This is a genomic window from Acinetobacter sp. GD03645 (assembly GCF_029845285.1).
Taxonomy (GTDB): domain Bacteria; phylum Pseudomonadota; class Gammaproteobacteria; order Pseudomonadales; family Moraxellaceae; genus Acinetobacter; species Acinetobacter corruptisaponis.
Map to the genome: position 1 here is coordinate 1 of NZ_JAOCLL010000031.1, position 24,657 is coordinate 24,657.

Annotated in this window: 22 protein-coding genes; 10 read left to right on the plus strand and 12 right to left on the minus strand. The window is 42.4% G+C overall.

Translation table 11 applies throughout. The features are described from left to right. Positions 1-176: 176 nt before the first annotated feature. From N5J47_RS17215 to N5J47_RS17245, 7 genes are all read right to left on the minus strand, one after another. Positions 177-1,025: a class II glutamine amidotransferase gene (locus tag N5J47_RS17215; protein ID WP_279961242.1), complete on the minus strand. Its 849-nt coding sequence runs from the start codon at positions 1,023-1,025 to the stop codon at positions 177-179. Between the two features lie 98 nt (positions 1,026-1,123). Beyond that, positions 1,124-1,900: a GNAT family N-acetyltransferase gene (locus N5J47_RS17220; protein ID WP_279961241.1), complete on the minus strand. Its 777-nt coding sequence runs from the start codon at positions 1,898-1,900 to the stop codon at positions 1,124-1,126. A 123-nt stretch (positions 1,901-2,023) separates the two neighbouring features. Then, positions 2,024-2,923 (minus strand): acetylglutamate kinase, encoded by a 900-nt coding sequence (argB, locus tag N5J47_RS17225; RefSeq protein WP_279961240.1) that lies wholly within the window; start codon positions 2,921-2,923, stop codon positions 2,024-2,026. Positions 2,924-2,937: 14 nt separating this feature from the next. Beyond that, entirely contained in the window at positions 2,938-4,356 is a 1,419-nt protein-coding gene (locus tag N5J47_RS17230; RefSeq protein ID WP_279961239.1) for a phosphomannomutase/phosphoglucomutase, read from the minus strand. Positions 4,357-4,507: 151 nt separating this feature from the next. Beyond that, positions 4,508-4,960 (minus strand): dUTP diphosphatase, encoded by a 453-nt coding sequence (dut, locus tag N5J47_RS17235; RefSeq protein ID WP_279961238.1) that lies wholly within the window; start codon positions 4,958-4,960, stop codon positions 4,508-4,510. A gap of 23 nt (positions 4,961-4,983) precedes the next feature. Further along, positions 4,984-7,023: a DNA helicase Rep gene (rep, locus tag N5J47_RS17240; protein ID WP_279961237.1), complete on the minus strand. Its 2,040-nt coding sequence runs from the start codon at positions 7,021-7,023 to the stop codon at positions 4,984-4,986. A gap of 224 nt (positions 7,024-7,247) precedes the next feature. Beyond that, positions 7,248-7,901, minus strand: coding sequence for an OmpA family protein (locus N5J47_RS17245; RefSeq protein WP_279961236.1), 654 nt, complete (start codon positions 7,899-7,901; stop codon positions 7,248-7,250). Positions 7,902-8,287: 386 nt separating this feature from the next. On the opposite strand from N5J47_RS17245, the gene N5J47_RS17250 reads away from it, so the two are divergent. The 7 genes from N5J47_RS17250 (at position 8,288) to N5J47_RS17280 (ending at position 14,968) form a co-directional block, all read left to right on the plus strand. Further along, positions 8,288-9,205: an acyltransferase gene (locus N5J47_RS17250; RefSeq protein WP_279961235.1), complete on the plus strand. Its 918-nt coding sequence runs from the start codon at positions 8,288-8,290 to the stop codon at positions 9,203-9,205. 24 nt (positions 9,206-9,229) lie between these two features. Next, on the plus strand, positions 9,230-10,291 hold the full coding sequence (locus N5J47_RS17255) for a preprotein translocase subunit SecA (protein ID WP_279961234.1): 1,062 nt from the start codon (positions 9,230-9,232) through the stop codon (positions 10,289-10,291). Positions 10,292-10,419: 128 nt separating this feature from the next. Beyond that, complete coding sequence (gene minC, locus N5J47_RS17260; protein ID WP_279961233.1) at positions 10,420-11,139, plus strand: septum site-determining protein MinC; 720 nt, start codon at positions 10,420-10,422, stop codon at positions 11,137-11,139. Positions 11,140-11,212: 73 nt separating this feature from the next. After that, positions 11,213-12,025 carry a septum site-determining protein MinD gene (gene minD / locus N5J47_RS17265; RefSeq protein WP_004682801.1) on the plus strand — a complete coding sequence of 271 codons (813 nt, stop codon included), beginning with the start codon at positions 11,213-11,215 and terminating at the stop codon, positions 12,023-12,025. 2 nt (positions 12,026-12,027) lie between these two features. Beyond that, positions 12,028-12,300: a cell division topological specificity factor MinE gene (gene minE, locus N5J47_RS17270; protein WP_279961232.1), complete on the plus strand. Its 273-nt coding sequence runs from the start codon at positions 12,028-12,030 to the stop codon at positions 12,298-12,300. Between the two features lie 123 nt (positions 12,301-12,423). After that, positions 12,424-12,711 (plus strand): PA4642 family protein, encoded by a 288-nt coding sequence (locus N5J47_RS17275; protein WP_279961231.1) that lies wholly within the window; start codon positions 12,424-12,426, stop codon positions 12,709-12,711. 274 nt (positions 12,712-12,985) lie between these two features. After that, positions 12,986-14,968, plus strand: coding sequence for a hypothetical protein (locus N5J47_RS17280; protein ID WP_279961230.1), 1,983 nt, complete (start codon positions 12,986-12,988; stop codon positions 14,966-14,968). A 68-nt stretch (positions 14,969-15,036) separates the two neighbouring features. Here the strand turns inward: N5J47_RS17280 and rhtC are convergent, their stop codons facing one another. Together rhtC and N5J47_RS17290 are read right to left on the minus strand one after the other, a co-directional pair. After that, the gene (gene rhtC / locus N5J47_RS17285; RefSeq protein ID WP_279961229.1) at positions 15,037-15,654 is read right to left on the minus strand and encodes a threonine export protein RhtC; all 618 of its coding nucleotides are present in this window, start codon (positions 15,652-15,654) and stop codon (positions 15,037-15,039) included. A gap of 127 nt (positions 15,655-15,781) precedes the next feature. Then, complete coding sequence (locus N5J47_RS17290) at positions 15,782-18,859, minus strand: DNA translocase FtsK (protein WP_279961228.1); 3,078 nt, start codon at positions 18,857-18,859, stop codon at positions 15,782-15,784. Between the two features lie 303 nt (positions 18,860-19,162). On the opposite strand from N5J47_RS17290, the gene trxB reads away from it, so the two are divergent. From trxB to N5J47_RS17305, 3 genes are all read left to right on the plus strand, one after another. Next, the gene (gene trxB, locus N5J47_RS17295) at positions 19,163-20,113 is read left to right on the plus strand and encodes a thioredoxin-disulfide reductase (RefSeq protein WP_004761805.1); all 951 of its coding nucleotides are present in this window, start codon (positions 19,163-19,165) and stop codon (positions 20,111-20,113) included. 93 nt (positions 20,114-20,206) lie between these two features. Next, positions 20,207-20,938, plus strand: a complete 732-nt coding sequence (gene aat, locus N5J47_RS17300; RefSeq protein ID WP_279961227.1) for a leucyl/phenylalanyl-tRNA--protein transferase — start codon at positions 20,207-20,209, stop codon at positions 20,936-20,938. A 28-nt stretch (positions 20,939-20,966) separates the two neighbouring features. Beyond that, positions 20,967-21,782, plus strand: coding sequence for an arginyltransferase (locus N5J47_RS17305; protein WP_279961226.1), 816 nt, complete (start codon positions 20,967-20,969; stop codon positions 21,780-21,782). Positions 21,783-21,784: 2 nt separating this feature from the next. Here the strand turns inward: N5J47_RS17305 and rimI are convergent, their stop codons facing one another. The 3 genes from rimI to N5J47_RS17320 all read right to left on the minus strand — a co-directional run bounded on the left by rimI (position 21,785) and on the right by N5J47_RS17320 (position 24,425). Then, entirely contained in the window at positions 21,785-22,243 is a 459-nt protein-coding gene (rimI, locus tag N5J47_RS17310) for a ribosomal protein S18-alanine N-acetyltransferase (RefSeq protein WP_279961225.1), read from the minus strand. Positions 22,244-22,344: 101 nt separating this feature from the next. After that, complete coding sequence (locus tag N5J47_RS17315; protein WP_279961224.1) at positions 22,345-23,229, minus strand: metal-dependent hydrolase; 885 nt, start codon at positions 23,227-23,229, stop codon at positions 22,345-22,347. Between the two features lie 314 nt (positions 23,230-23,543). After that, a complete protein-coding gene (locus N5J47_RS17320; RefSeq protein WP_279961223.1) occupies positions 23,544-24,425 on the minus strand; it encodes a metal-dependent hydrolase in 882 nt (293 codons plus the stop codon). Between the last annotated feature and the right edge of the window lie 232 nt (positions 24,426-24,657).

A 24,657-nucleotide genomic window follows, 5' to 3' on the forward strand; every position in this document is an offset into this window, starting at 1 on the left:
TTAGTATTAAAACCCAATATTCAGGTTTTCAAGGTATTGTGCTATCAACTTTAAATCAGAAATATCCTTTTTACGCCCATAACCCACCTTAAAACCAGCAAGTGTTTTTAAATCTATAAAATGAATACCCTCTACAATATCTGAATGAAATAATAGCCATTCTGTTGTTTTCTTCCCTAATATTGGTCTGCCCTGGTTATGCGCTTTAATGCTGGATTTTCAGCTTCTCGCATAAGACGCTCAACCCGCGTTAAAGCATGTTTAATCGGATGACCATGTTCAAACAAGATCATTTCTCCAGGCTGATACGCTTTCCACGCTTCATTATGCGTTAAAGGTTCAGTGGTAATCACAGCCACACGGTCTTCTGGCGTGGTCACCTCACTAAAGTCAACCTCGACATCCAGATCAATCAGGTGGGCATGCTGAAATGGGTATTCACGTACCAGCCAGTGCAGCTTGGTGGTTGCATAGCTAAACAGTGCCTTGCCATTAGACAGGCAGAAATTGAACGTACCGAACTCAGCAATCTGCGGCGCAATACGTTCTAAAAGGAAAAAGACTTTTTCGATACAAGGCTCGGTATAGCCAAATGTTTCAACCATTTGATCCAGCAAGTAACAGAATGCACGTTCACTATCGGTATTGCCCACAGGTTCAAAACGACCACTGAGTTGGGGATTAAAATCATGTAGATCGCCATTATGGGCAAAAATCCAGTGTCGTCCCCATAACTCACGTAAAAACGGATGTGAATTTTCCAAGGTGATTTTACCCTGAGTGGCCTTACGAATATGCGCAATCACATTGCGGGACTTAATCGGATAGTTGCGAATTAAATCCGCAATTGGCGATTCAACCGCAGATTGATTATCGACAAATAGGCGGCAGGCTTTATCTTCAAAAAAAGCAATCCCAAAACCATCACAGTGATCAGACGTGACACCAGCTCGTTGGGAAAAACCACGAAAAGAAAAGGTAATGTCTGTGGGGGTGGCGCAATTCATTCCTAATAGCTGGCACATATCTTTTAACTTGCTAACATCTATGCCTATTGTGCATGAGGTTCAGATGCATTGTAAATCTGAATATGTGCGCACTATTAAATCAAGTGTGATAATCCCTACCGTTGCGCCATTTTATTCATCACAAATGAGGTGGCGATCTTGTTCACTTCCAGAAATACAAAATAATCCAGACATTTAAAATCCTCATCATAAAAGGCTTGTTTGGATAGTCTGGACTGCATGCCCAAATAGGTTTGAAATAGCTTAGGCATCTTTTCATCCTGCGGAAAACTGTAGTCAGGACGTTCTGGTTCAAAGGCACGCTTGGAACGAATGTCAATGCTTTGATGATCCGTCAACTGCTGAAGCTGGCGATGAGTATAATAGGCACGTGCCAGATTATCCTCCAGATGAATACTGACACAGCCCATGAGATATTTGGCACGCATCGACCAAAGCACTTTAGGGGCAAGATTCAGCCACAGCATGGATAATGCCTTGCCAGATCGAAACTGTGGATGGACACAGGTACGACCAATTTCCAAAACGTTTGGTAAATGGGATAAATGAGGGATGATTTCAAATTCCTGAGCACTGTAGCTCTGCCCAATTTCATGCCCCTGAAACAACTTGAGGCGGGTATAGGCAACAATTTCGCCTGTCCATTTTTCACGTAATACCGCATGTTCACAGCCAAAATCATAAAGGTCCTGATCCAGGCCATCCTCAAAGGACAGTCCAAACTGATGGCTAAACTGTGCTGCCCTAAAGCGTTGTACTTGTTGTAATTCTTTTAGGTTATCCACCCACTCAAAACGAAACTGGTTTTGCGATGGTTTCTGGCGTAAAGGTGAAGTCAGTGTATGACGATACTGATTTAATTTTTCTAGCATAATGAAAGCTCCTTATGACTAGAGTTACCTTAAATCGCTTCAATGACACTTCAATGAATAAAACATGAACAGATGATGACGAAAAAAGAGACCTGCATGAGGCCTCTTTTTATTTGCAAAATCCTAGTGTTTTGCTCGATTAGTAATTAAAGTACCGACCCCATGATCGGTAAAGATTTCCAATAAGGTGGCATGTGGAACACGGCCATCAACGATGTGTGCGCTGACCACGCCACCTTTCACCGCATCCAGTGCACAGCCCACTTTAGGAATCATGCCACCATAGATCACGCCAGTCTCAATCAGGCGGTCAACTTCTTGCGTACTCAGTCCAGTCAACAGGTTTTTATTCTCATCCAGTACCCCTGTGATATTGGTCAAGAGAATCAGTTTTTCAGCACCCAATGCTTCCGCTACTTTACCTGCAACCAAGTCTGCGTTGATGTTGTAGGTATTACCCTGCTCATCCACACCCAAAGGTGCAATTACTGGAATAAAGTCACCCTGAGTAAACATTTCCAGTACATCTGTTTTAACACCTGTGACTTCACCCACCATCCCCAAATCAATTTGAGTGACTGAACCGTCGGCTTCCTGTTTTTCCATCAGTAATTTACGGGCACGCAGCAAGTTGCCATCTTTACCCGTTAAACCAATGGCACGGCCACCATGCTGGTTGATCAGGTTGACAATGGACTTATTGACGCTACCACCCAAAACCATTTCAACCACTTCCATGGTGGCGGCATCAGTCACACGCATCCCATCAATACGGTCAGATTCCTGCCCAAGACGCTTCAACAATGAATCGACCTGTGGACCACCACCATGGACCACAATTGGATTTAAACCCACTGTTTTCAACAATACGATGTCACGAGCAAATGAACTTTCCAGCTCTGGATCGGTCATGGCATTGCCACCATATTTGACCACCAGCGTTTTTCCTGCAAAACGCTGAATATACGGCAAAGCTTCAATCAAAATTTTTGCTTTATCAATGCCGATATGCTCGTGTGGCATGCGCCCTCTCCTTATTAAGCCTGTGCGAGTTCTTGTGCAATTTGTGGATATTGATGTTGCAGCATAGAAACAAATTTCTGGCGAATCTCAGTTAACCGATCTGGATGATCTGCATCAAAGCGGACAGTGAAGTACTCACCTGTATTGGATGCTCGAATAATGCCAAAACCATCGTCAAAATCAAGCCTTACCCCATCAATTTTACTTAAACGAGCGCCTAAATGATGGCTTAGAAGCTCAATGTCATCCAAAACCTGTTTAGGATTGACTTCATGCGTACTGATGTAGGTATCTTCGGTACAATATCGTTCAGGGTAAACACTGAGTAATTCAGACAGACTTTGAGCATTGGACTGAGTGAGGTATTCCATCACTCGTAATGCTGCATACAAGCCATCATCATAGCCAAAACCACGTCCATCATTAAATACATAGTGGCCTGCATATTCACCACCAAATACTGCTGTACCTTGCGATTTGGACAAATAGGCACGCAGGAAACTGCTGCCCGTACGGATCATTTTGGCCTGACCATCAAGTTGCCCCACCGTATCAGCAACCATCCGAGAGCATTTCACATCAAACACGATTTCTTTATGCGGATGTTGTTGTAAACACATTTGCGCAAATAAAGAGATGAGGCGGTCAGGACTAATAATATGTGCCTGTTCATCCAGCAATACCACCCGATCACCATCCCCATCAAGGGCAATGCCCATATCCGCTTTTTCAGCAATAATCGTGGCCTGTAATTGCTGCAAATGGGCAGCATGGGATGGGTCAGGTGCATGGTCTGGGAAATGGCCATTCGCCTCACAACGCAAGGCAATGACTTCACAGCCCAATTTCTGCAAGACCTGTTTGGCGCAGTGTCCCGCTGAACCATGTAAACCATCCAGAACAATTTTTAAGGGACGCAGCAACTGAATATCATTCAGTAGCGACTGCTGATATTGTAGACAATATTGCGGGTTAAACTGGTGAGGAATAGCCTCTACATAAAGATCATCATTCATGGATATAGAGACTTGGGCTAACTGCCCCACCTGTTGAATGGTTTCTGGACTTGGTGGTTCACCCTTTAAAATCCACTTGATGCCATTATCCGATTTGGGATTATGGCTGGCAGTCACCATAATGCCATTCCCACCAAAATCACGGGCAATATAGTACATCATCGGCGATGAACAGCAACCTATATTAGTCACGTTCAAGCCTTGTCGCTCTAATACTTTTTGAATGATATTGGCATAGCTTGGGCTGGTTAAACGTGCGTCATAGCCAATCACAATTTGATTCTGCTCGGCATATTTATATTGTTGGGCTAAAGCATGGGCAATGGAACATATAATATTCGGTGTCAGATGAGACAACTTTCCACGAATATCGTAGGCACGAAAAATATTCAGAGGAAATATTTGTTGTATATTCACATAAAACTCCTCTTAATAGTCAAAAACATACATTATAAAAAAAGTAACGATTAAAAGGTTTAATCGTTACTTTCATTACCTTTATTCATTTCTATTTAGAATATACATGACTCATCGAAATATTGTTTTAATATTACAGTAAATCGTAAACTTAGTTTTTACCTGTATGCCCAAAACCACCTGCACCGCGTTCGGTTGCAACAAATTCTTCAACTTGTTCAAATTCTGCCTGTACCACAGGCACTAAAACATATTGTGCCAAACGTTCACCTGGCTCCAGACGGAAAGTGTTTTGTCCACGATTCCATACAGAAATCATCAACTCACCTTGGTAATCCGAATCAATTAAACCCACTAAATTGCCCAATACAATGCCATGCTTATGGCCCAAACCCGAACGTGGCAAGATCAAGCCCGCAAAGTTTGGATCTTCAATATAAATGGCCAGACCAGTTTTGACTAAAACCGTTTCACCCGCCGCAATCTCAATCGCTTCATCTAAACAGGCGCGTAAATCTAAACCTGCTGAACCTGTAGTTGCATAAGCAGGCATCGCCCACTCCTGACCTAAACGGGCATCTAATACTTTAACCTGAACTTTCATGACAAATTCCTACTGATGATTTATTAACGTTTCAATAAAGCTCTTAAATTGGCGAGATGCTGTTGAGCCTGTTCTTTCGGATCAACATTCGGGGCAAGTTTCTTTTTACGACCATGCCACTCCAGTTCATCCTGTGGCAATTCATCCAGAAAACGGCTTGGAGTCATTTGACGCATCTGCCCACCATTCTTGCGTTGCTCAGCCAAAGTCAGAGTTAGACCCTGACGCGCACGGGTAATTCCCACATACATCAGACGGCGTTCTTCCTCAATTGTTTCAGCCGCAATCGAGTTCTTATGCGGCAATAACTCTTCTTCCAGACCAATCATATACACATACGGAAATTCCAGACCTTTTGCCGCATGCAAGGTTAATAAATTGACCTTGTCGGTATCTTCTTCTTCCTGTTGCTGCTCCAACATATCCAACAACACCAGCTTGCGAATCACGCTTTCAATATTTTTCTCATCAACATCATCGGTACGGTTCAATAAGTTTTGAATACTGGTATATAGACTCTCAATATTGTCGAGTTTGGTTTTTTCCTGTGCAGGGGTCGCAGCCTGTTCACGCACATAATCAATATAGCCCGCTTCATTGATCATCTGGCGAACTTTCGGCACAGGCGCATCATCATCCAGTAATTCACGGGTAAAAGTGGCAATAAACTCTGCAAACTCATGTAATTGTGTGGCTGCTTTTTTAGGCAATACCATGGCCAAACGCTGGTCTGATGATGCTGTCAACAATGACAGGGTATTTTCCTGCGCAAACAAGCCAAGTTTTTCCAATGTCACAGGACCAATGGCACGTTTAGGTGTGTTAATAATACGCAAGAATGCACTGTCATCTTCTGGATTGATAATTAAGCGTAAATAGCTCATCACATCCTTAATTTCAGCACGTGCGAAGAATGATTGGCCACCTGATAGTTTATAAGGAATCTGCATTTGGCGTAGTTGCGTTTCCAGAACCCGTGCCTGAAAGTTGCCACGATATAAAATTGCGTAGTCTTTCCAGCTTTTGCCATTCATTAGTTTATGCGTAATCAGGTCTTTTACCACCCGTTCAGCTTCATCATCGTCATTTAAACAGGTGATAATCCGAATGGTTTCACCATGTCCCTTGTCACTCCACAATTTCTTGTCAAAGATATGTGGATTATTGCCAATCACGGCATTGGCTGCTTTGAGGATACGGCTGGTGGAGCGATAGTTTTGTTCCAGCTTAATCACGTTTAAGTTATGAAAATCTTCTTTCAGCAACGCCATATTTTCAGGCTTAGCCCCACGCCATGCGTAAATGGACTGGTCGTCATCCCCAACGGCGGTGAACTGTCCCATCACTCCGACCAAAAGCTTGACCAGCGTATATTGGGCGGTGTTGGTATCCTGATATTCATCCACCAACAAATAACGAACTCGGTTCTGCCATTTTTCCCGCACCTCAGCATTTTCCTGAAGCAAGCGGGTTGGCATCACGATCAAGTCATCAAAATCAACCGCATTATAGGCACGTAGGTTACGTTCATAGAGTTGATACAAATGGGCAAGCTGAACATCTTCAACCGTTTCACAAACCGAATGCGCCTGTTCAGGAATGATGAGATCATTCTTCCAGTCTGAAATCTTCTTCATTGCCTTGGCAATGAGTTCCTTACTCTCCGCACCAGATAGGTTGTCACGCTGCATCAAGTCCATCAAGATACGTTTGCAGTCATCGGCATCTAAAATGGAAAAATTATTTTTAAGCGGTAAATGTTTAAGTTCCAAACGTAATAAATTCAAGCCGAACGTATGAAACGTTGAAACGGAAAGTCCTTTGGCCTCTTCACGGGAAAGTAGTTTCCCCACACGCTCTTTCATCTCACGTGCGGCCTTATTGGTAAAGGTCATCGCGGTAATACGGTAGGCAGGTATCCCACATTGCTTAACCAAATAGGCAATTTTTTGGGTAATCACAGATGTTTTACCAGAACCTGCTCCTGCAAGCACCAACAAAGGCCCTTGAACATATTTCATGGCTTCATATTGCTTGTCATTGAGTTGACTACCAGTCGACATCCGTACATACCCCTCGTTTTTTGAGCCCGATTTTGCGAGACTAAGTATAGACATCTCCGTTTTAGAATCCTAATCCTAAATCTCAGGATATGTATAAATTATGATGCCTCGCTCACCCCATACGTCGCCACTCGTCGCACTAGTTATATTAAATATTCCAACACCCTAATTTTAGGCAATAAAAAACCAGCCGAAGCTGGTTTCCCACAAATCAGTAAAGAAGATTACTGTTTTGCATAAATGCTGATTTCAACACGGCGGTTTTGTTCACGGCCAGAAGCAGTGCTGTTGTCTGCGATTGGGTTTGATGAACCATAACCTTGCGCATCAATACGGCCTGCTGATACACCCTGACTTGCCAAATAGCTTCTGACTGACTGAGCACGCGCTTGAGACAATGGGATGTTGATTGAGTCATTACCTGTATTGTCTGTATAACCAGTTACAAGAATCGCACTCTTGTTATCTTCAGCCAAAGTTTGCGCCACTTTGTTCAAGGTGCCATAGAAGTTTGGCTTGATGTTTGACTTGTTGGTGTCAAATGTAATGCTGCCTGGCATAATCAACTGCACAGAACCATCTGGGTTACGGCCTACTTCTACACCTGTACCAGCCATTTGTTGACGTAGTTTCTTCTCTTTATTGTCGAGATACAAACCACCAGCACCACCAAGAATCGCACCAATTGCAGCCGCACGGTTGTTTTGTGAAGCCTTGTTTGCATTACCCTTGGATACACCATAACCTGCCGCCGCACCAATCAGTGCACCGAGGGCAGCTTTATCATATTCTACGCCACCAATGTTATTACCTGTAGTCTGGCAACCAGAAAGTACCAATCCAGCCCCAACGAGTGTTGAAATTACTAATGCACGCATTGCGTAGCTCCTGTCTATGTATTTTTGTCTGATGAAATAATGAATGAGAAAATTCAGCTAGACCATTGATATTTTGTTAATAATAAACAATTTATTTATCTTTTTGTAATATTTTGATGCATTTTACTTCATAAAATCCTCATATTCCCTCCATTGTTTTAAATTTATCAAATTTTTAAAAATACGAGACATATGTCTCAATAATTTTTTTAAGAACTTTATACTTCAAATGCCCGATGCTTCACTTATGATAAAGTGGACTAAAATTGCGGAAAATGGGTAAATCCATAAAAAATGTCAACATCTTCAAATATACAGTTGTATTTCAATTTCCGTTGTTTATAGTTGGAACATCTTTTTAAATCTCTGCACTCAAGGTTAGATTTATGTCTACTGCCCATAAAAAAGCATCCTTATTGCAAAAAGTCAGTAAAGGACTCACGGTTGGTTCGGTTATTACAGGAAGCACGTTTTTACATGGCCCTCCTGTCTTGGCACTCGGTTTTACCAAGCTGTTTAAAAAATCAAAAAAAGTAGACGAAACCAATATTCAATTGGCCAATAGCTGGATTGGCGTAAATAACCAATTGATTGAACAGGTACTCCCAAACCTGAAATGGGACATCAGCATTGATGAAAAGCTCAATCTCAATTTACAGGGTCGCTATATGATGATCTGCAATCATCAAAGCTGGGTAGACACCACGGTGAACCAGTATTTTGGTTTAACCCGTATGCCCCTCACCCGTTTCTTTACCAAATGGGAGCTTATTTTCATTCCATTTGTGGGTCAGGCATTTAAAATCCTGGGCTTCCCCATGATGAAGCGTCATACCAAGGAACAGATTGCAAAAAATCCTGAACTTAAGTCACGAGATATGTATGAGGCGCGTAAAGCCTGCGAACAGTTATTGAGCCAGCCGTTTACGCTATTAAACTATCTGGAAGGCACACGTTTCACTCCAGAAAAACATGCACAGCAGCAATCCCCATATAAAAACCTGCTCAAGCCTAAAGCAGGCGGTCTGGCATTGGCCTTGAATATTCTGGGAGATAAGATTGATGCGCTGGTTGACATGACCATTGTCTACCCAGACGGCGTACCAGATTATGGGGATTTCTGGCTTGGCGATGTTCCACGCATTGCAGTGGATTTACGTCAAATTGACATTCCTGACTGGGTTGTTGGTGGTAATTATGAAGATGATCCTATTTATCGGGAACGTTTCCAAAACTGGGTGGATCAGGTCTGGACTGAAAAAGATCAACTCATTACTGAAATGAAATCCAAATACAAGCCATAATTTCTTTAGGGATTAAACAAGAACATGACCCAGCAGGACTCAGGACAAAACTCTAAATATAGCTACGTGAATCCGAATAGTAAGTTTTTTAAGCTATTCCTCGCCTATGACATTTTCATGGTCTTTATTATTGTTTTCAATCTGTTCTGTCTGGGCATGAACTTTTTCCTCATGAGCAACATCGGGGAATGGTTTTTCAACACGATCCACCTTCCCAGTGTCCTTGAGTTCTATCGTACATATTTACATCCCTGGGTGATTACCACTGAAGCATGGTTTATTATTTTTTTAATCATTGAGCTGGTGGTACGCTGGCTGCTCTCAATTGTGCAAAAACATCATGCACGCTGGTGGTTCTTTCCCTTTATCCATTGGTATGAAATTCTAGCCATCATTCCACACCTGCGTTTTCTACGTCTATTTCGTGCAGGTATCATCGCCTACCGTTTATATGAACTTGGCTACAAGGTCATCCCAGACAATATCCGCATTAAGGCGATGTTTTATTACCGTGTGATCATGGAAGAACTGTCTGACCGTGTGGTGATCACCGTGATTGATGGTATCAGACATGAACTTGAAACCAGCTCCACGCACAAAAAGATTATCCACGACCTAGTTGATCATCATCGTGAATTGTTTACCATCACCCTTGCCTCCATGCTACAGGAATCGCTAGCCAAGGCATTGCAGCAGCAACAGCCTGTGATTACTCAGAAAGTGGGCATCATCGTTAATCAGGCGATTGAGGATACACCTGAGCTGACACAACTGCTGCGTTTGATTCCAATTGTCGGGGGACGGATTGAACAGCAGATTCAGAGTATTGGACAACGTCTGGGGGAGAATATTAGTGCGGGTTTAATTGAGCCATTTACAGTAGGTTCCCCAAATCGCCCCAATGAAAACTATCAACTTATCGCAGAAAAGGTCAGTGAACTGAACATTGACAACCAATATCTGGAAGAGCTGGTGGAATCCGTGGTATTTGAAAGCCTTGAAGCGATACGAAAGCAGGTGAAGGTCAAACAGTGGCAGCAAACTTTGCAGGAATACGATCAATTGGATAAAAAATCAGAAAGTTGACAAGAAAATTTACCAATCACGCTAGAGAATTGCTGTAATTTGTTCTAGCATTTGCTCTTATTTACAACATATGCAGGGCAATTGCCCTTATACAATAGAGTGCTTAAAAAAGCCCTGAAGGATAAATTATGGCTGATATACGGATTACGGGCAGAATGGTGAATTTTAGTCGACTGACTTTCGACACAAATGACCATGCTGCAATCCGACAGCAACTGACAAGCACACTCAATGAGGGTTCTTATTTAGGGACGTTGGTCATCATTGACAGTACCGTCGAGCAAGAGCTGATTGCCCTGATCCAACTGTTAATTGATTTGGGTCTACAGCCAATGGCGGTGATTGATGGTATCTTGGGAGATGAAGCACGTGCAATCCAGTTCCCTGTTCTGCCTACGGATCAGCCCTTGCAGCGCATCAAGGCCTCTAAAGAGCAGGTCGTTGACCATGCACCTGAAAAAACAGTCAATAGCACTGCAATACAAACACCACAAAAAAACACATCGGTTACGCATGTCACCTCTTATCATGATGAGATTTTGCGTACAGGCCAGTCTTTGGTACAGGATCAGGGCGATATTATCCTGAATGCTGGCATGAATAGTGGATCAGAAGTCATTGCATCTGGAAATATTCACATCTATGGCAATGCCCGTGGTAGAGTCATTGCAGGCGCAGGTGGACATAGCTCAGCACGCATTTTTTGCAATTCTTTGGAAGCGGAACTGATCTCGATTGCAGGAACCTATTGTGTGGCGGATGATATCCCCAAAGATATGATCAAAAAACCTGTACATATTTATTTAAATAACAAGCAAGAGCTTGAATTTGAACCCTTACAGTTTTAACTTAGCTGATTAAGTCAAAAAAGCACCAAAAAGCCCTTTTAGGGGCGTATGACCATAAATAGGAGTGGATTCGGTGGCCAAAATTGTTGTCGTAACGTCAGGCAAAGGTGGTGTAGGTAAAACTACAACAAGTGCATCTTTTGCAACGGGTTTAGCCCTACGTGGTCATAAAACTGTTGTGATTGATTTCGATGTGGGTTTACGTAACCTTGATTTGATTATGGGCTGTGAACGCCGTGTGGTTTATGACTTTGTCAATGTCATCAATAATGAAGCCCGCCTACAGCAAGCACTGATCCGTGATAAAGACATTGAAAACCTGTTCATTTTGCCTGCATCACAAACACGTGATAAAGATGCCCTGAGTGATGAAGGTGTGGCACGCGTCATTGACGAGCTTTCACAGGAATTTGACTATATCATCTGTGACTCTCCTGCGGGTATTGAACGTGGTGCGATTCTAGCCATGTACCATGCGGATGAAGCCATCATTGTCACCAACCCTGAGATTTCATCAGTCCGTGACTCTGACCGTATTATTGGTATGCTTGACAGCAAGACCAAAAAAGTTGAGCAAAATGAAGGTCGTATCCGTAAGCACCTGTGTATCACACGTTTCAACCCTGAACGTGCAGATAAACAGGAAATGCTGACCATTGATGATATTTCTAAAGATATTTTACGTGTTCCGACTTTGGGCGTGATTCCAGAGTGTCCAAGCGTGCTACAGGCATCAAACGAAGGTAAACCTGTGATTCTTTATCCAGAAGCGAAAGCTGGGCAAGCCTATGACGATCTGGTTGCCCGTTTCCTTGGCGAAGACCGTCCTTATCGACACATTGCAGTGCAGCCAAAAGGTTGGTTGGCTAGACTATTTGGAGCGTAACTATGGCAGGATTCTGGAGTAAACTGTTTAGCGGTGATGAAAAACCATCAAGTGCACAAACTGCCAAAGACCGTTTGAAAGTAATTGTTGCATCTGAACAGGGCTTGGGCCGTCGTCTCAGCCAGGACAAGATTGACCAGATGAAGAAAGAAATCATGCAGGTCGTGAGTCGTTATGTGCGTGGGGTGGATGAACAGCATATCCAAATGCAAGTTCGTTCAGAAGCAAATATCGAAATGCTTGAGATGAATATCAATTTACCTGAAGAACGATAGAAGTTTTTTCATTAGCGATTTTTCGCAAATAAAGGCAGAATACGCGAGTGGATTTGAAAAGCATTCCTTTCATCCACTTTAAGGATTTTGCCTTTATTGTTTTATAAAACTGAGGAGATTGTCATGGCATTATCACAGCCAGCAACTTTCAATGAAGAATGGTCAGATGAGCGTGTGTTTGCCTACCTCAACCAGCTTCCACCAGCGGGTGTAAATGCTGACTTCCATGTGCTCTATCATGCGTTCAAGCATATGCGTCCACATGACTATGAGCGTTTGATTACCAAGTTTCTGGCAGATGGCCGTGACCTGAATGCGACCAATCCAGAGGGACAGCGCATCCATGATGTCATCGCACAATATCCTCGCCAAAAAGAGGGTTTTCTGGAAATTTTAGCAAAATTCGCTTAAGCTATCTTTCTATTCTGCAATCAAAATAATGATTATTTTGATTGCAGACCCTTATCCATATCCGCTTTTCCACTATCACAACCAAGCCACTCCTCTTTATTTATAATGTGTTTATAAGAAATCTTTATTCCTTTCTCTTTTACAATTAGAAATTCAGTAAAAATTTCTCAATCATTCCCCATTTGAGGAATAGGCATCCCTCTGTCTCTTGAATACATTAGAAGAGGTATTTAATCAAGAAAACCAAAAAATTATTCCAATTAAGGGGAATACTATGCAAAAACAATTTTCTATTCCAACATTACTCAGTTGCATGCTGACTTTAACTGCCTGCGGTGGAGGTGGTAATGAAAATCAGGCAGCAAACAATACACCTCCACCTACTCCAGAAACACGTATTGTCAGTGTGGATATGTTGGGTGGACGTGTCGCAATCCCTATAGAGTTTATAGATGCTAAAACTGGAAAACCAATTACACAGAAAGTTACCTTAACCGCATCGGATGATGTTACTGGAGACAACCTTTACGAAAGTGCCAACGTTGGTAGTGCCGATAATAAACATGATACAGGTTCAACAACCATTTTTTTAAAAGCGGATGCAGTTAAAAATGCTACTGTAGCAAATCCAGTTAAATTACGGTTAGTTGCCAGTGCAGATGGTTATTTTAGTTCAAGCACTGATGTTATATATAATGGTTCAGATCTAACACTCATACGAATCAACCTAGTCAATAAAGCTGAACCACCAGCTGGAGTCGCAGTAGCTGTACAAAAAGATGCCAAAGCGGATAGCACAGGAACCCTGTCAACCGCATTAAATCTCACCGCAACGACAACTGATACTGCATCTAAAGGTGCAAGTGCGACCTTTACTCTGCCATCAGGCACAGTACTGAAAGACCGCAATGGTGAACCATTAACTGGTGATTTACAGGTCAGTATTGGTTACTTTAGCCCCAAAACTGAAAATATTGGTGAGGTCTTCCCAGGTGGTCTAAACCCAGATCGTGTTCGTACCGCATGGAACAGCCAAACCAGTTCATGGGATACACAGGCTGGCTACTTTGTCACGGCGGGCTTATTGGCAGTCGACATTATGGATAGCCAAGGACGGAAAGCACATTTACTTGAAAATGCCCAAGGTGAAATGACCATCCAGGCTCCTGCTGGCTTAATCAATCCTGAAACCAACCAGCCCATTAAAGATGGCGATAAAATTCCTGTCTGGAGTCATAACGAGGCAAACGGTTTATGGCAGAAAGAATTGGTCGGTACATTCAAGCAAAATGCGACTGGTAATTTTGATGTGACCTACAAGGTGAAACATCTGTCTTACTGGAATCTGGATTGGCATTATAGTGAAGTATGCCCACCTGTTTTATCAATCAACTTTAATAAGGCATTCTCTGTTGCCCCATACGTTCTTCTCAATATTGATTTTTCAGACTATGGTCGATATAACACATTCTATTTAAGAAATTCTACAGACCTAACTGGACTTTACAATGCTCCAAAAGGTAAAGAGATTACTTTCACATTAATCACTACAGATGGTACAGTTGTCGGTCAAGGAACAAAGCCAGCCAATTCATGTAGTACTGTTAATATTAATGTGACAGGTAATTTCCCTAAACCTCGTGATGCATCAGCTCAAATATTACTAACTGCGCCACAGGGCTTTACCAAAGCTGAAATCACAACTTTACTCAGTGGAATGAAGTCATTAACGGATGCTCAACGTACAGCCGTTCTTAAATATACTCATCCAACTGATCCCAATGCCAAATTTAAGCTTGACCAAGCTGCCTACCAAAAACTTATGGATATTGCATTGACACGTGGGCAAGTAGCGAGTTTACAGGCCTTGATGAGTGTGCAGGTCAAAGCTCAAGGTTATTTCTCCGCTTATGATCAGGATTGGTCAGGCTACTATAGCCAACTCTCCAATACTGGCGGTATGACATTCTACAATTTACCAAGCAAAGACATCACTTTTAAGGGAGCAGAACAACAAAGCTATAACTGGTATGATTGGTGGACGGGTCAGACCTATTCATACACCTATACCCAAGAATACGCATGGCTGTATGGTTATGTCCAAAACAGTAATGGTAGCTGGAAATATTTCCAGATTCCTCTAAAATCCCCACATACCATTAAAAAAGATGATATGCAAACTACAATTATTTTTGAGGATATGAATGCCATGCAACGTATATTGTCCTACTTAAATAGCCAGCAAACATCCAAATAAATAAAATCATTATTTTATATTAGACCTCCTTAGCAAGAGGTCTAATTTTTTATTCAATTAACACTTTCTTAATTGTTACCAATCAGATAAATACCCAATAACGTAAATATTCCACCAGAAACGCCATCAATCCATTTGGCAAAGTTTTGGTATGCAGTTCTAAATGCAGGTAAGGAAAAAACAAAGGCAACCAACAAGAACCATAGGAATGTCTCAATTGACACAATAATAAAAAGCAAGGAATGATGCTGGTCAAATAAAGGATTGGCTAAAAACAGTGAAAATACACTACCAAAGTAAATAATTGCCTTAGGATTCGACAGGTTGGTGAACAGACCTTTCATAAAGAATAGATAAGGTGATTGAGGTAGGGTCATTTGCTTCACCGTTTCATCACTTTTTGAAAAGGCTGAGCGTAGCATCTGGAAACCGAGCCAGCATAAATACAGGCCACCTGCAATTAAAAGGCCCTGCTTTAGCCATGCCATCTTTTCAAAAATAATGTTCAGCCCCATGAGCGCCAATAACGACCACAACATCGCACCCAAACAAATACCGAGAACCACCAATACAGCATCTTTGCGGGAACGACTAATTGCAGTCTGGGAAACCAAGAAGAAATCTGGGCCAGGGGTAATCAATGCACAAAAATGAATAAAGATGAGCGTACATAATGCAACCCACATAGCCAAACCCAATGTTAAAACCTTAAAGGGTTAGCTTAAATAAAAAACGTGATTATTACCATATAAAAACAAGAAAATAAAAACGACAAAGCCTCAGAATAGAGGCTTTGTTAATGGAATATGATCGTTAAACCAGAATATCTCGCTTACCATTTGCCCCCATTGCACTGACAATCCCATTTTCTTCCATTTGATCAACAATACGGGCGGCGCGGTTATAGCCCAAACTAAATTTACGCTGGATAGATGAGGTAGATACTTTACGGGTTTCCAGTACAAAAGATACACACTGATCATAGAGTGCATCCCGACTTGGATCACCCTCTCCATCCTCAAAACCACGGGATGTTGGCTCTTCATCAAATGGGGTCAGGATTTCATCGACATAATCAGGTTCACCACGTTCACGCCAGGCATCACAGATACGATTCACTTCATCATCGCTAATAAATGCACCATGTACACGTTCAGGTTCAATCTTACCAGGTCCAAGGAATAGCATATCACCATGACCAAGTAGGTCCTCTGCCCCACCTGCATCAAGAATAGTACGTGAGTCAATTTTACTGTTTACACGTAATGCCACACGGGTTGGGATATTGGCCTTAATCAGGCCTGTAATCACGTCTACAGATGGGCGCTGTGTCGCAAGCAGTAAATGAATGCCTGCCGCACGGGATTTCTGCGCCAAACGGGTAATCATCTCTTCAGCTTTTTTACCAACCTGCATGATCATATCGGCAAACTCATCGGCAACGATTACGATCGAAGGGAGTGGAGTCAATCGCGGTGCACGCTCACCCACAACTGAATCACTTGCCTTCCATGTTGGGTCAATCAGGTCCTCACCATTGGCAATTGCCTCGTCCACCTTACGGTTATAGTCACTGAGTTTACGGATTTTCAGGAATGACATCAGTTTGTAACGGCGCTCCATTTCATTCACACACCAGTTTAATGCACTGACAGCATCTTTCATGTCAGTCACAACAGGCGTTAACAGGTGTGGAATATCATTATAGTTGGCCAATTCAAGCTGTTTCGGGTCAATCAAAATTAAACGCAACTGATCAGGTGTATATTTCAGCAACATTGAAAGGATCATCGAGTTGACCGCAACCGATTTACCCGAACCCGTAGTACCCGCAACCAGCATATGCGGGGCCTTGGCTAAATCGGTCAAGACAGGATTACCAGAAATGTCCTTACCCATCGCCATACTAATTAAATTATTCGGATCGCGGTAAGTTGGCGTTTCCAGTAGCTCAATCAAACGCACCATTTCACGCGTGCTGTTCGGCACTTCAATGCCGATATATGGTTTTCCTGGAATGACCTCGACCACACGCACCGATGCCATTGACATTGAACGCGCCAAGTCACGCGAAATATTGGTCACTTTGGATGCCTTGACTCCTGGCGCAAGATCAAGTTCAAAACGTGTAACCACTGGACCTGGCTGGGCTTCCACCACCTGTGCCTTGACGTTAAATTCCTGTAGCTTGATTTCCAGAAGCTCTGACAATCGGGCTAATTGTTCAGCGGTAAAGTTCACCTTTTTATTTGGATCAACATCATCCAGCAGTTCCAGACCTGGTAAGGTTGGTAAGTCACGGCGTTTCTGCGCCACCTGCATTGCACGTGACATTGGACGACCAAAGGAATCGGTTAATGGTGCATCCAGATCAAAATCATCTTCAATATCTAGGTCTGCATCAGGTTCGGCTTTACCTGCTGTCTCCTGCCAAGCCTCAATAAAGGCTTCCTTGGAAAGTGTCTCTTTGGGTGTGGCAATTTCAATTGGCGCTTTTACAAAAGCAGAGGACTGAGCATAACTTGCAGCTTGAGGTCTTATATTTTCCTGCTCATCCTCAACAAGAAGATCATTAAACTCATCAAACGCTTCACTTGTAGAACTGTGCTTCTCTTCCTGAACAACATTTTGAACTGAAGACGCATGTGGCTTGACTACAGTGGTTTGTGTTGATTCTGCGATCAATGCCTCTATATCTGCTTCAAACTCCACCTCATCCACTTGTTCATGAAAGTTTGAATGTGCTGGAACCTCCTGTGTAAACGGTGTATGCGTTGCAGTTTTATTATTTGGAACGGCAGCCAACAACTCATCAAAAATTTGGTCATCATTCCAGTCTAAATTGCTACCGCTTTCTCTTTGCAAAGTAGGTTCAATCCGTTGAGACTGCATAGTATTGTAGGATGCCACATGCTGATGAGAATCATCCGCGGCCTTTAACAACGCATCAATCTCCTGTTTATGGCTAATATCATCGCTTTGCAGCGCACGCCATACCTCACCCGTCTGAATCAGGCGTTGGCTTTCCGCTTCCAGTTGATGTGCCTTTTGCAAGGTTTGTTCAAAATCCTCAATGACATGGGCTTCTTCTGACTGGACACTTTGCTGCTCTTTCGCAACCACATCCGCAAATAACCTTTCTGCCACCTGTTGATGATGTGAATCATCCACTTTAGCTGATTGATCATTCTGTTCTAAATCAACCGCTTTAATTTCAGGAATACTCGCGACCGCAGACTCAGTTTTAGCTTTATTTTTAATGGCAGGTGTTTCTTTGGTCAATTGTTCAGTGAGGTCATAGGCCGACTCGGTCTGTGGTACATTTTTATAAAACAGATCCTGCAAATAAGCGGGCGTATTTTTCAATGTTACCCAGGTTTTATCCCACTGGATTCCAAATGCCAAGGTAATCAATACAATGCCAAATGCCAATAAGAATAAGGTTGCCCCATAAATTGTCAGCAACTGCGATAAACTCTGTCCCAGCTCATAACCGATAATGCCACCCGCCGCATTTTCCAGCGTGTCCGCTGGCATATTCCAGTGCAAATACAACAGGCTTGACAAAGATAAAATCAGGAAAAACTGGGCCGCATAACGAAACGGGCGATTTAGAAAACTTCTTGGCCACCAGACCTGAATCGCTTCCATAAACAGGAATAATGGAATCAGCAGGCTTGCCCAGCCTAGAAAGCCAAACAAAAGGTCCGCAATCCAGGCACCTGCCACCCCACTGGCGTTGGAAACCTGCTGGGTATCACTGGAAAGATGCATCCATCCTGGATCAAATGGTGTATAGGTCACTGTGGCAAGAAATAGGTAAATGCCAAAAGAAATCAAAAATAATGTCATTAAAAAGCGTTGTGCATAAACACTTGACACCGCAGTCATATACAGTCCTGTAACCCAATTCATTTATCATTAGAATTAATGAAGCTCATCAAGAATCTTCAATCAATACGCTCTCTATTATGCACTCGTTCTTACAAAAAAGATGCACGATTGTTTACTGTTGTTGTTAACATCGTAGGCGTGTTGACTTTATCGCAAAGCACTGGCGAAATATCAACAACCCTATTGATGATATAGCCCAATTCGATTGAGTTTATCAATATTATCCTCATGGATTTACGCCACTCCCCTGTGGATTCACGTATAATTTTAGCATTTTCAATATAAAAAGGATGTTCTTTAATGAGCGCTCGTCACTCACGGTTGATTATTCTGGGTTCTGGCCCTGCGGGTTATAGTGCAGCGGTATATGCGGCACGTGCCAACCTCAAGCCAACTCTGATTGCTGGTTTGCAACTTGGTGGACAGTTAACAACGACCACTGAAGTGGATAACTGGCCAGGTGACCCAGAGGGATTAACTGGTCCTGTATTGATGGAACGCATGCAAGCCCACGCTGAACGTTTCGGTACAGAAATTGTCTATGACCATATCAATGAAGTCGATTTGAAAACCCGTCCATTTGTTCTGAAAGGCGACATGGAAGAATACACCTGTGATGCGCTGATTATTGCAACAGGTGCAACTGCGCAATATCTGGGTCTGGAATCTGAAGCGGCGTTTATGGGTCAGGGTGTGAGTGCCTGTGCAACCTGTGATGGCTTCTTCTATAAAAACCAGAATGTCATGGTTGTGGGTGGTGGTAACACTGCGGTTGAGGAGGCACTTTATCTTTCAAACATTGCGGCGCATGTAACACTGGTACACCGTCGTGACAGCCTGCGTTCCGAGAAGATTTTACAGGACCATTTATTTGCCAAAGAAAAAGAGGGCAAGATCAGTATCATCTGGAACCATCAGGTTGATGAAGTGCTTGGTGACAAGACGGGTGTAACTGCTGTGCGTATCAAGTCCACCCAGGATGCCAGCACACAGGACGTTCAGGTTCAGGGCCTGTTTGTTGCGATTGGTCATAAACCAAATACCAGCATGTTTGATGGTCAGCTTAACCTGCGTGATGGTTATATTCAGGTTCAAAGTGGTACTTCGGGTAATGCAACGGCAGCTTCCATTGAGGGTGTGTTTGCCGCGGGTGATGTGGCGGATAGCGTTTATCGTCAGGCAATTACCTCGGCAGGTTCAGGCTGTATGGCTGCACTGGATGCAGAAAAATACCTCGACAACCTGAATTAATTATTGCTCCTCATCTTACGTTGACAGTCCAATGGATTGTCAACGCTCTCCAGTTCAGTTAGTTTAAAATTATTCTGACTAACCTCATTTCTTATGCAACCACTTCCCCTATCCCAATATATTTTTCCAAATCCTGTGGAAGCTGATCCCGAGGGTCATGGTTTTATCTGCATTGGTGCTGATTTATCTCCATCGACTTTATTTGAAGCCTATACACACGGCCTATTTCCCTGGTTTAATGAGGATGAACCAATTTGCTGGTGGAGCCCTGAACCTCGCTGCATTATCCAGCCACAATCCTATAAACCCAGTAAATCCTTGCTGCGAAATATGAAAAAGCATGACTATCGCATTACCATCAATCATGCCTTTGAAGATGTAATCCGCTCCTGCTCGCTGCCCCGTAGCTATGCCAATGAAACCTGGATTAGTGAAGATATTATTCAGGGATATTGTGCATTGTTTACAGCAGGTTATGCCTATAGTGTTGAAGTCTGGCAACAGGAAAAACTGGTTGGTGGTTTGTATGGGGTCACAATCGGCAAAGGCTGTTTTGGTGAGTCCATGTTTAGTATCGAAACCGATGTTTCCAAGATGGCTTTCTATACCTTGATGCTGATTGGACAGGAAAATCAGTTGCCCTGGATTGACTGCCAACTGGTTAACGATCATCTCCTCAGTCTGGGTGCCAGTACAATTTCTCGCCAGGCATACCTTAAATCGTTACAAGATGTAATTATTGCCCCCCCTATCAATTGGAAAAACTATCAGGAACGTGTATTTTCAAGTAAAACAATAGCAGTTAATGCAAAATTAGACGGTTAATGGACTAACGCCTTGGAGGGACAGATTCATGAAATCATACCAACCCAAGTCCCTTTTAAATGACTTACAGTATTACATCACGCCACCGCACGACTGTAGCTACCTCGATAATAAATCAGCGCGCATGGTGTTTCTGGACCCAATTCATCGGATTGATGTCGTCACCTTATCTGAACTTTCCCGTGTCGGTTTTCGTCGTAGCGGTGATTTTATCTATCGCCCCGAATGTCACCTTTGCCGTCAATGCCTGTCCTGCCGTGTACCTATCAATGACTTTCAAATGAACAGCAGCCAGAAAAAGGCATGGAAACGCAACCAAGACCTGCAAATGAGCATCCTGCCGACATCACAGGCCTCACAACAACATTACGATTTATATGAGCGTTATATCAATGAACGCCATGCTGATGGGGATATGTATCCCGCCAGTCTAGACCAGTTTGAGAAATTTCTGGTGCATAGCTGTACGGAAAGCTTTTTTATTGAGCTTTGGAAAGACCAAAGGCTGGTTGGAGTTTCAACCTGTGACCTGATGGATGATGGACTTTCAGCGGTTTATACTTTTTTTGATCCAGATGAACAAAAGCGTTCACTCGGTGTTTTTGCCATCCTCAAGCAGATTGAATATGTCCGCACATTAAATCTTGATTATCTGTACCTAGGCTATTGGGTGCCGCATTCATCCAAGATGAATTATAAATCCCAGTATACTCCACTTGAGTTACTGCTTGATGGACAGTGGCGCAGGCTTAACCGCCCACTCTCAGACAACGAAATCCAGCAACTTGGAAACTCGTTGATGAGCACACTTCCATCTGAATGGAACAACCTGATTATTAAATAGCCTTATTGAAATAAGGCTGCAAAATCATCGGTGCATGTCTTGACCATAATCACGGCATGCTCCTTTGAGCCATCAATATTTGGATAATAGTTTTTTCGTAGATCAATCTGATGAAAACCCGTTTTTTCATATAGGCGAATTGCAGAAATATTACTTTCACGCACTTCCAGAAAAATCTGAACTGGATTGTTCTTTAACTGTTGAATTGAATAGTCCAACAATTCATAGCCTAAACCCTTGCCCTGCTGGCTGGGATGAATAGCCATCAGCAATAGGTTCGCTTCATCCAACACAGGCTGTAAAATACAAAAACCCACCACCTGATTGGCTTTTTCATAAATGGTACATTGATAAGAGGTCAAGGATTCCTGAAACTGCTGCCTAGACCACGGATGTGTCTGTACCAACCGCTCAATCTCAGCTACACGGTCTATATCGCTTTCCTGCATCAATCGAATCACGAACTGTTACCTTATAAAATGCTGGTGCAGATTATCAGCAATTTAATGCAAAATTTGAATAAAAAAATGGGCAATTTTGCTTGCCCATTTTCTATTTATCATTAGTTCAGGTTGAATCCCAGTTCGGCACGCCACTTATTTAACAGTTCAGTGGTGTCATCATCATTTGGATGGAATTTAGGTCTTAAGAAAGCAAGCAATGTTGGAATCTGGCGGGTCATAAAACCTTTATAGCCATACATAAACTTGATCATATATTTGGTGTCACGCCATGTGAGCTTGCCATCAGTTTTCAAAAGTTTTGCAGTGAAATAGGACTGGGTAATAAAGATTAGCCCCATTGCAATCACAAGTGCCAGCGAACGTATAAAATAGGCCTTAGCTCCCTGACCATACATCGCTTCATACACATCAAAGGCAACAGCCTTATGCTCATTTTCCTCAACCGCATGCCACATCCATAAATGGTACATGGTCTCATCCATAAACATGGACTGAATATCAGGATTACTCAACAACTCCTCTGCAATGGTGGAGGTGAAATGTTCCAAGGCACAGGTACCAGTTAAGCTGATCATTTCCTTGGTAAAACCAAAAGGTTTGAGTATTTTTGTGGTAATTCCAATGGTACGGTTAATCAGGCGCCCTGTTTGATCCTCCATCTCACGAACATTGTAGCCATAGGCCTGGGCGGAAGCATTAAACGCCACATGCTCTTTTGAATGCATGGCTTCCTGACCAATAAAGGCACTGATTTCTTTCTGCAATCTTGGATCTGCCAATTTAGGGTCGTTTCGTACTGCACGGGTACTATTAACAAAGAATTGTTCACCTTCAGGAAATAGTGCGGATAAGGCCGTCATAAAATGTGTGAGGGCTGCATCACCATTTGCCCAATAACGGGGAACCTCACCAAATTCAAAATCCATTCGGCGTACAGGGAAACTCGCTCCAGCCCGATTTGAGATATTGACTTTAGCATTCATACTACGCTCTCCTATCGTGAAGATTTCTTTATTAATCATTTATTATTCTTTAGTTATACGCCCTTTCCCATGCGTTAAATAAGTGCAGATAAGGTCAGAAAAACATCATCTTGGGACATGAGGAGAGAAAAAGGATGATGAGTGAAATCATTTTTCTCGACGCAAGGCAAAAAGCCAGAATAATAAAGCACTTTTTCAATAGGAAGAAAATTTGTCCAATCAGAATATAAAATATAATTTTTGAAAATGAAAATAAAGAAAGGACAATAAAAATTGTCCTTTCTTAACATACAGTTAACTAGATAAACTCAAAATTACAAACCAAGTTTTGCTTTCCAGTCTTTAAGCAACTGCACAGTATCCAGATCATTTGGATGGAAACGTGGTTTAAAGTAAGCCAACATTTCACCCGCCATGCCTGCAATAATACCTTTTGATGGACTATAGGCATATTTATAAACCATACCCAATTCTTTTAGATTCAGTTTATTGTCTCGATTTAATAGACGTAAAACAAAATAAGACTGTAATGCGAAGATCAATACCATCGCAACCACCAGTGCGGTATTGCGTAGCGCATAGGCTTTCACACCACGCCCAAAAATCTCTTCATACACATCATAAGCAACTGCTTTATGCTCATTTTCCTCAATCGCATGCCAGAACCACATATAAGACATGGTGTCATCAGTCATTAGTTCCTGAATATGGGGATTACGCAGTAATTCAGACGCAATTGTTGCTGTGAAGTGTTCCAGTGCAGTTGTCGCAGTTAAATCAACCATTTCCTGAGTCATACCAAATGGTTTAACTGCCTTAGCGAAGTACTTACGTGCAAACTGGATATAGCGGCCTGTAATGCGTTCTAAAGAGGCTACATCATGTCCATATTTTTGGGCAGAAGCATTAAAACCGACATGCTCCTGAGTATGCATTGCTTCCTGACCAATAAAGGCACTGATTTCTTTTTGCAGTACTTCATTGTCCTTGATTGCTGGGTGATAGCGTACAGCACGAACTGAATCAATAAATAATTTCTCACCATCTGGAAACAATGCAGACAGTGCCGTCATGAAATGAGTCAAGCCAGCCGAGCCGTTCATCCAGTATTCTGGAACCTGATCAAAATCAAAATTCATACGACGTACTGGGAAACTTGCGCCTGCGCGATTTGAAATATTTACCTTAGCATTCATGCTGCCTACTCCTTTTAAATGAAGCTATGCTTCACTGAGTCATTTTGTTCATTTTCTTGAGTTTTATATTACGTTTTTATTTGTATCAATTAAGTGCAGTTTAGGACAGGTAGGTATCACTTTAGGACACTATTTCAAAAGCTTTGTCTAACAATAAACATAAAAAAACACTCCAGAGGAGTGTTTTTTTATTACCTTAGAGGCTTATGCAGTTACTTTCGCAACAACACCA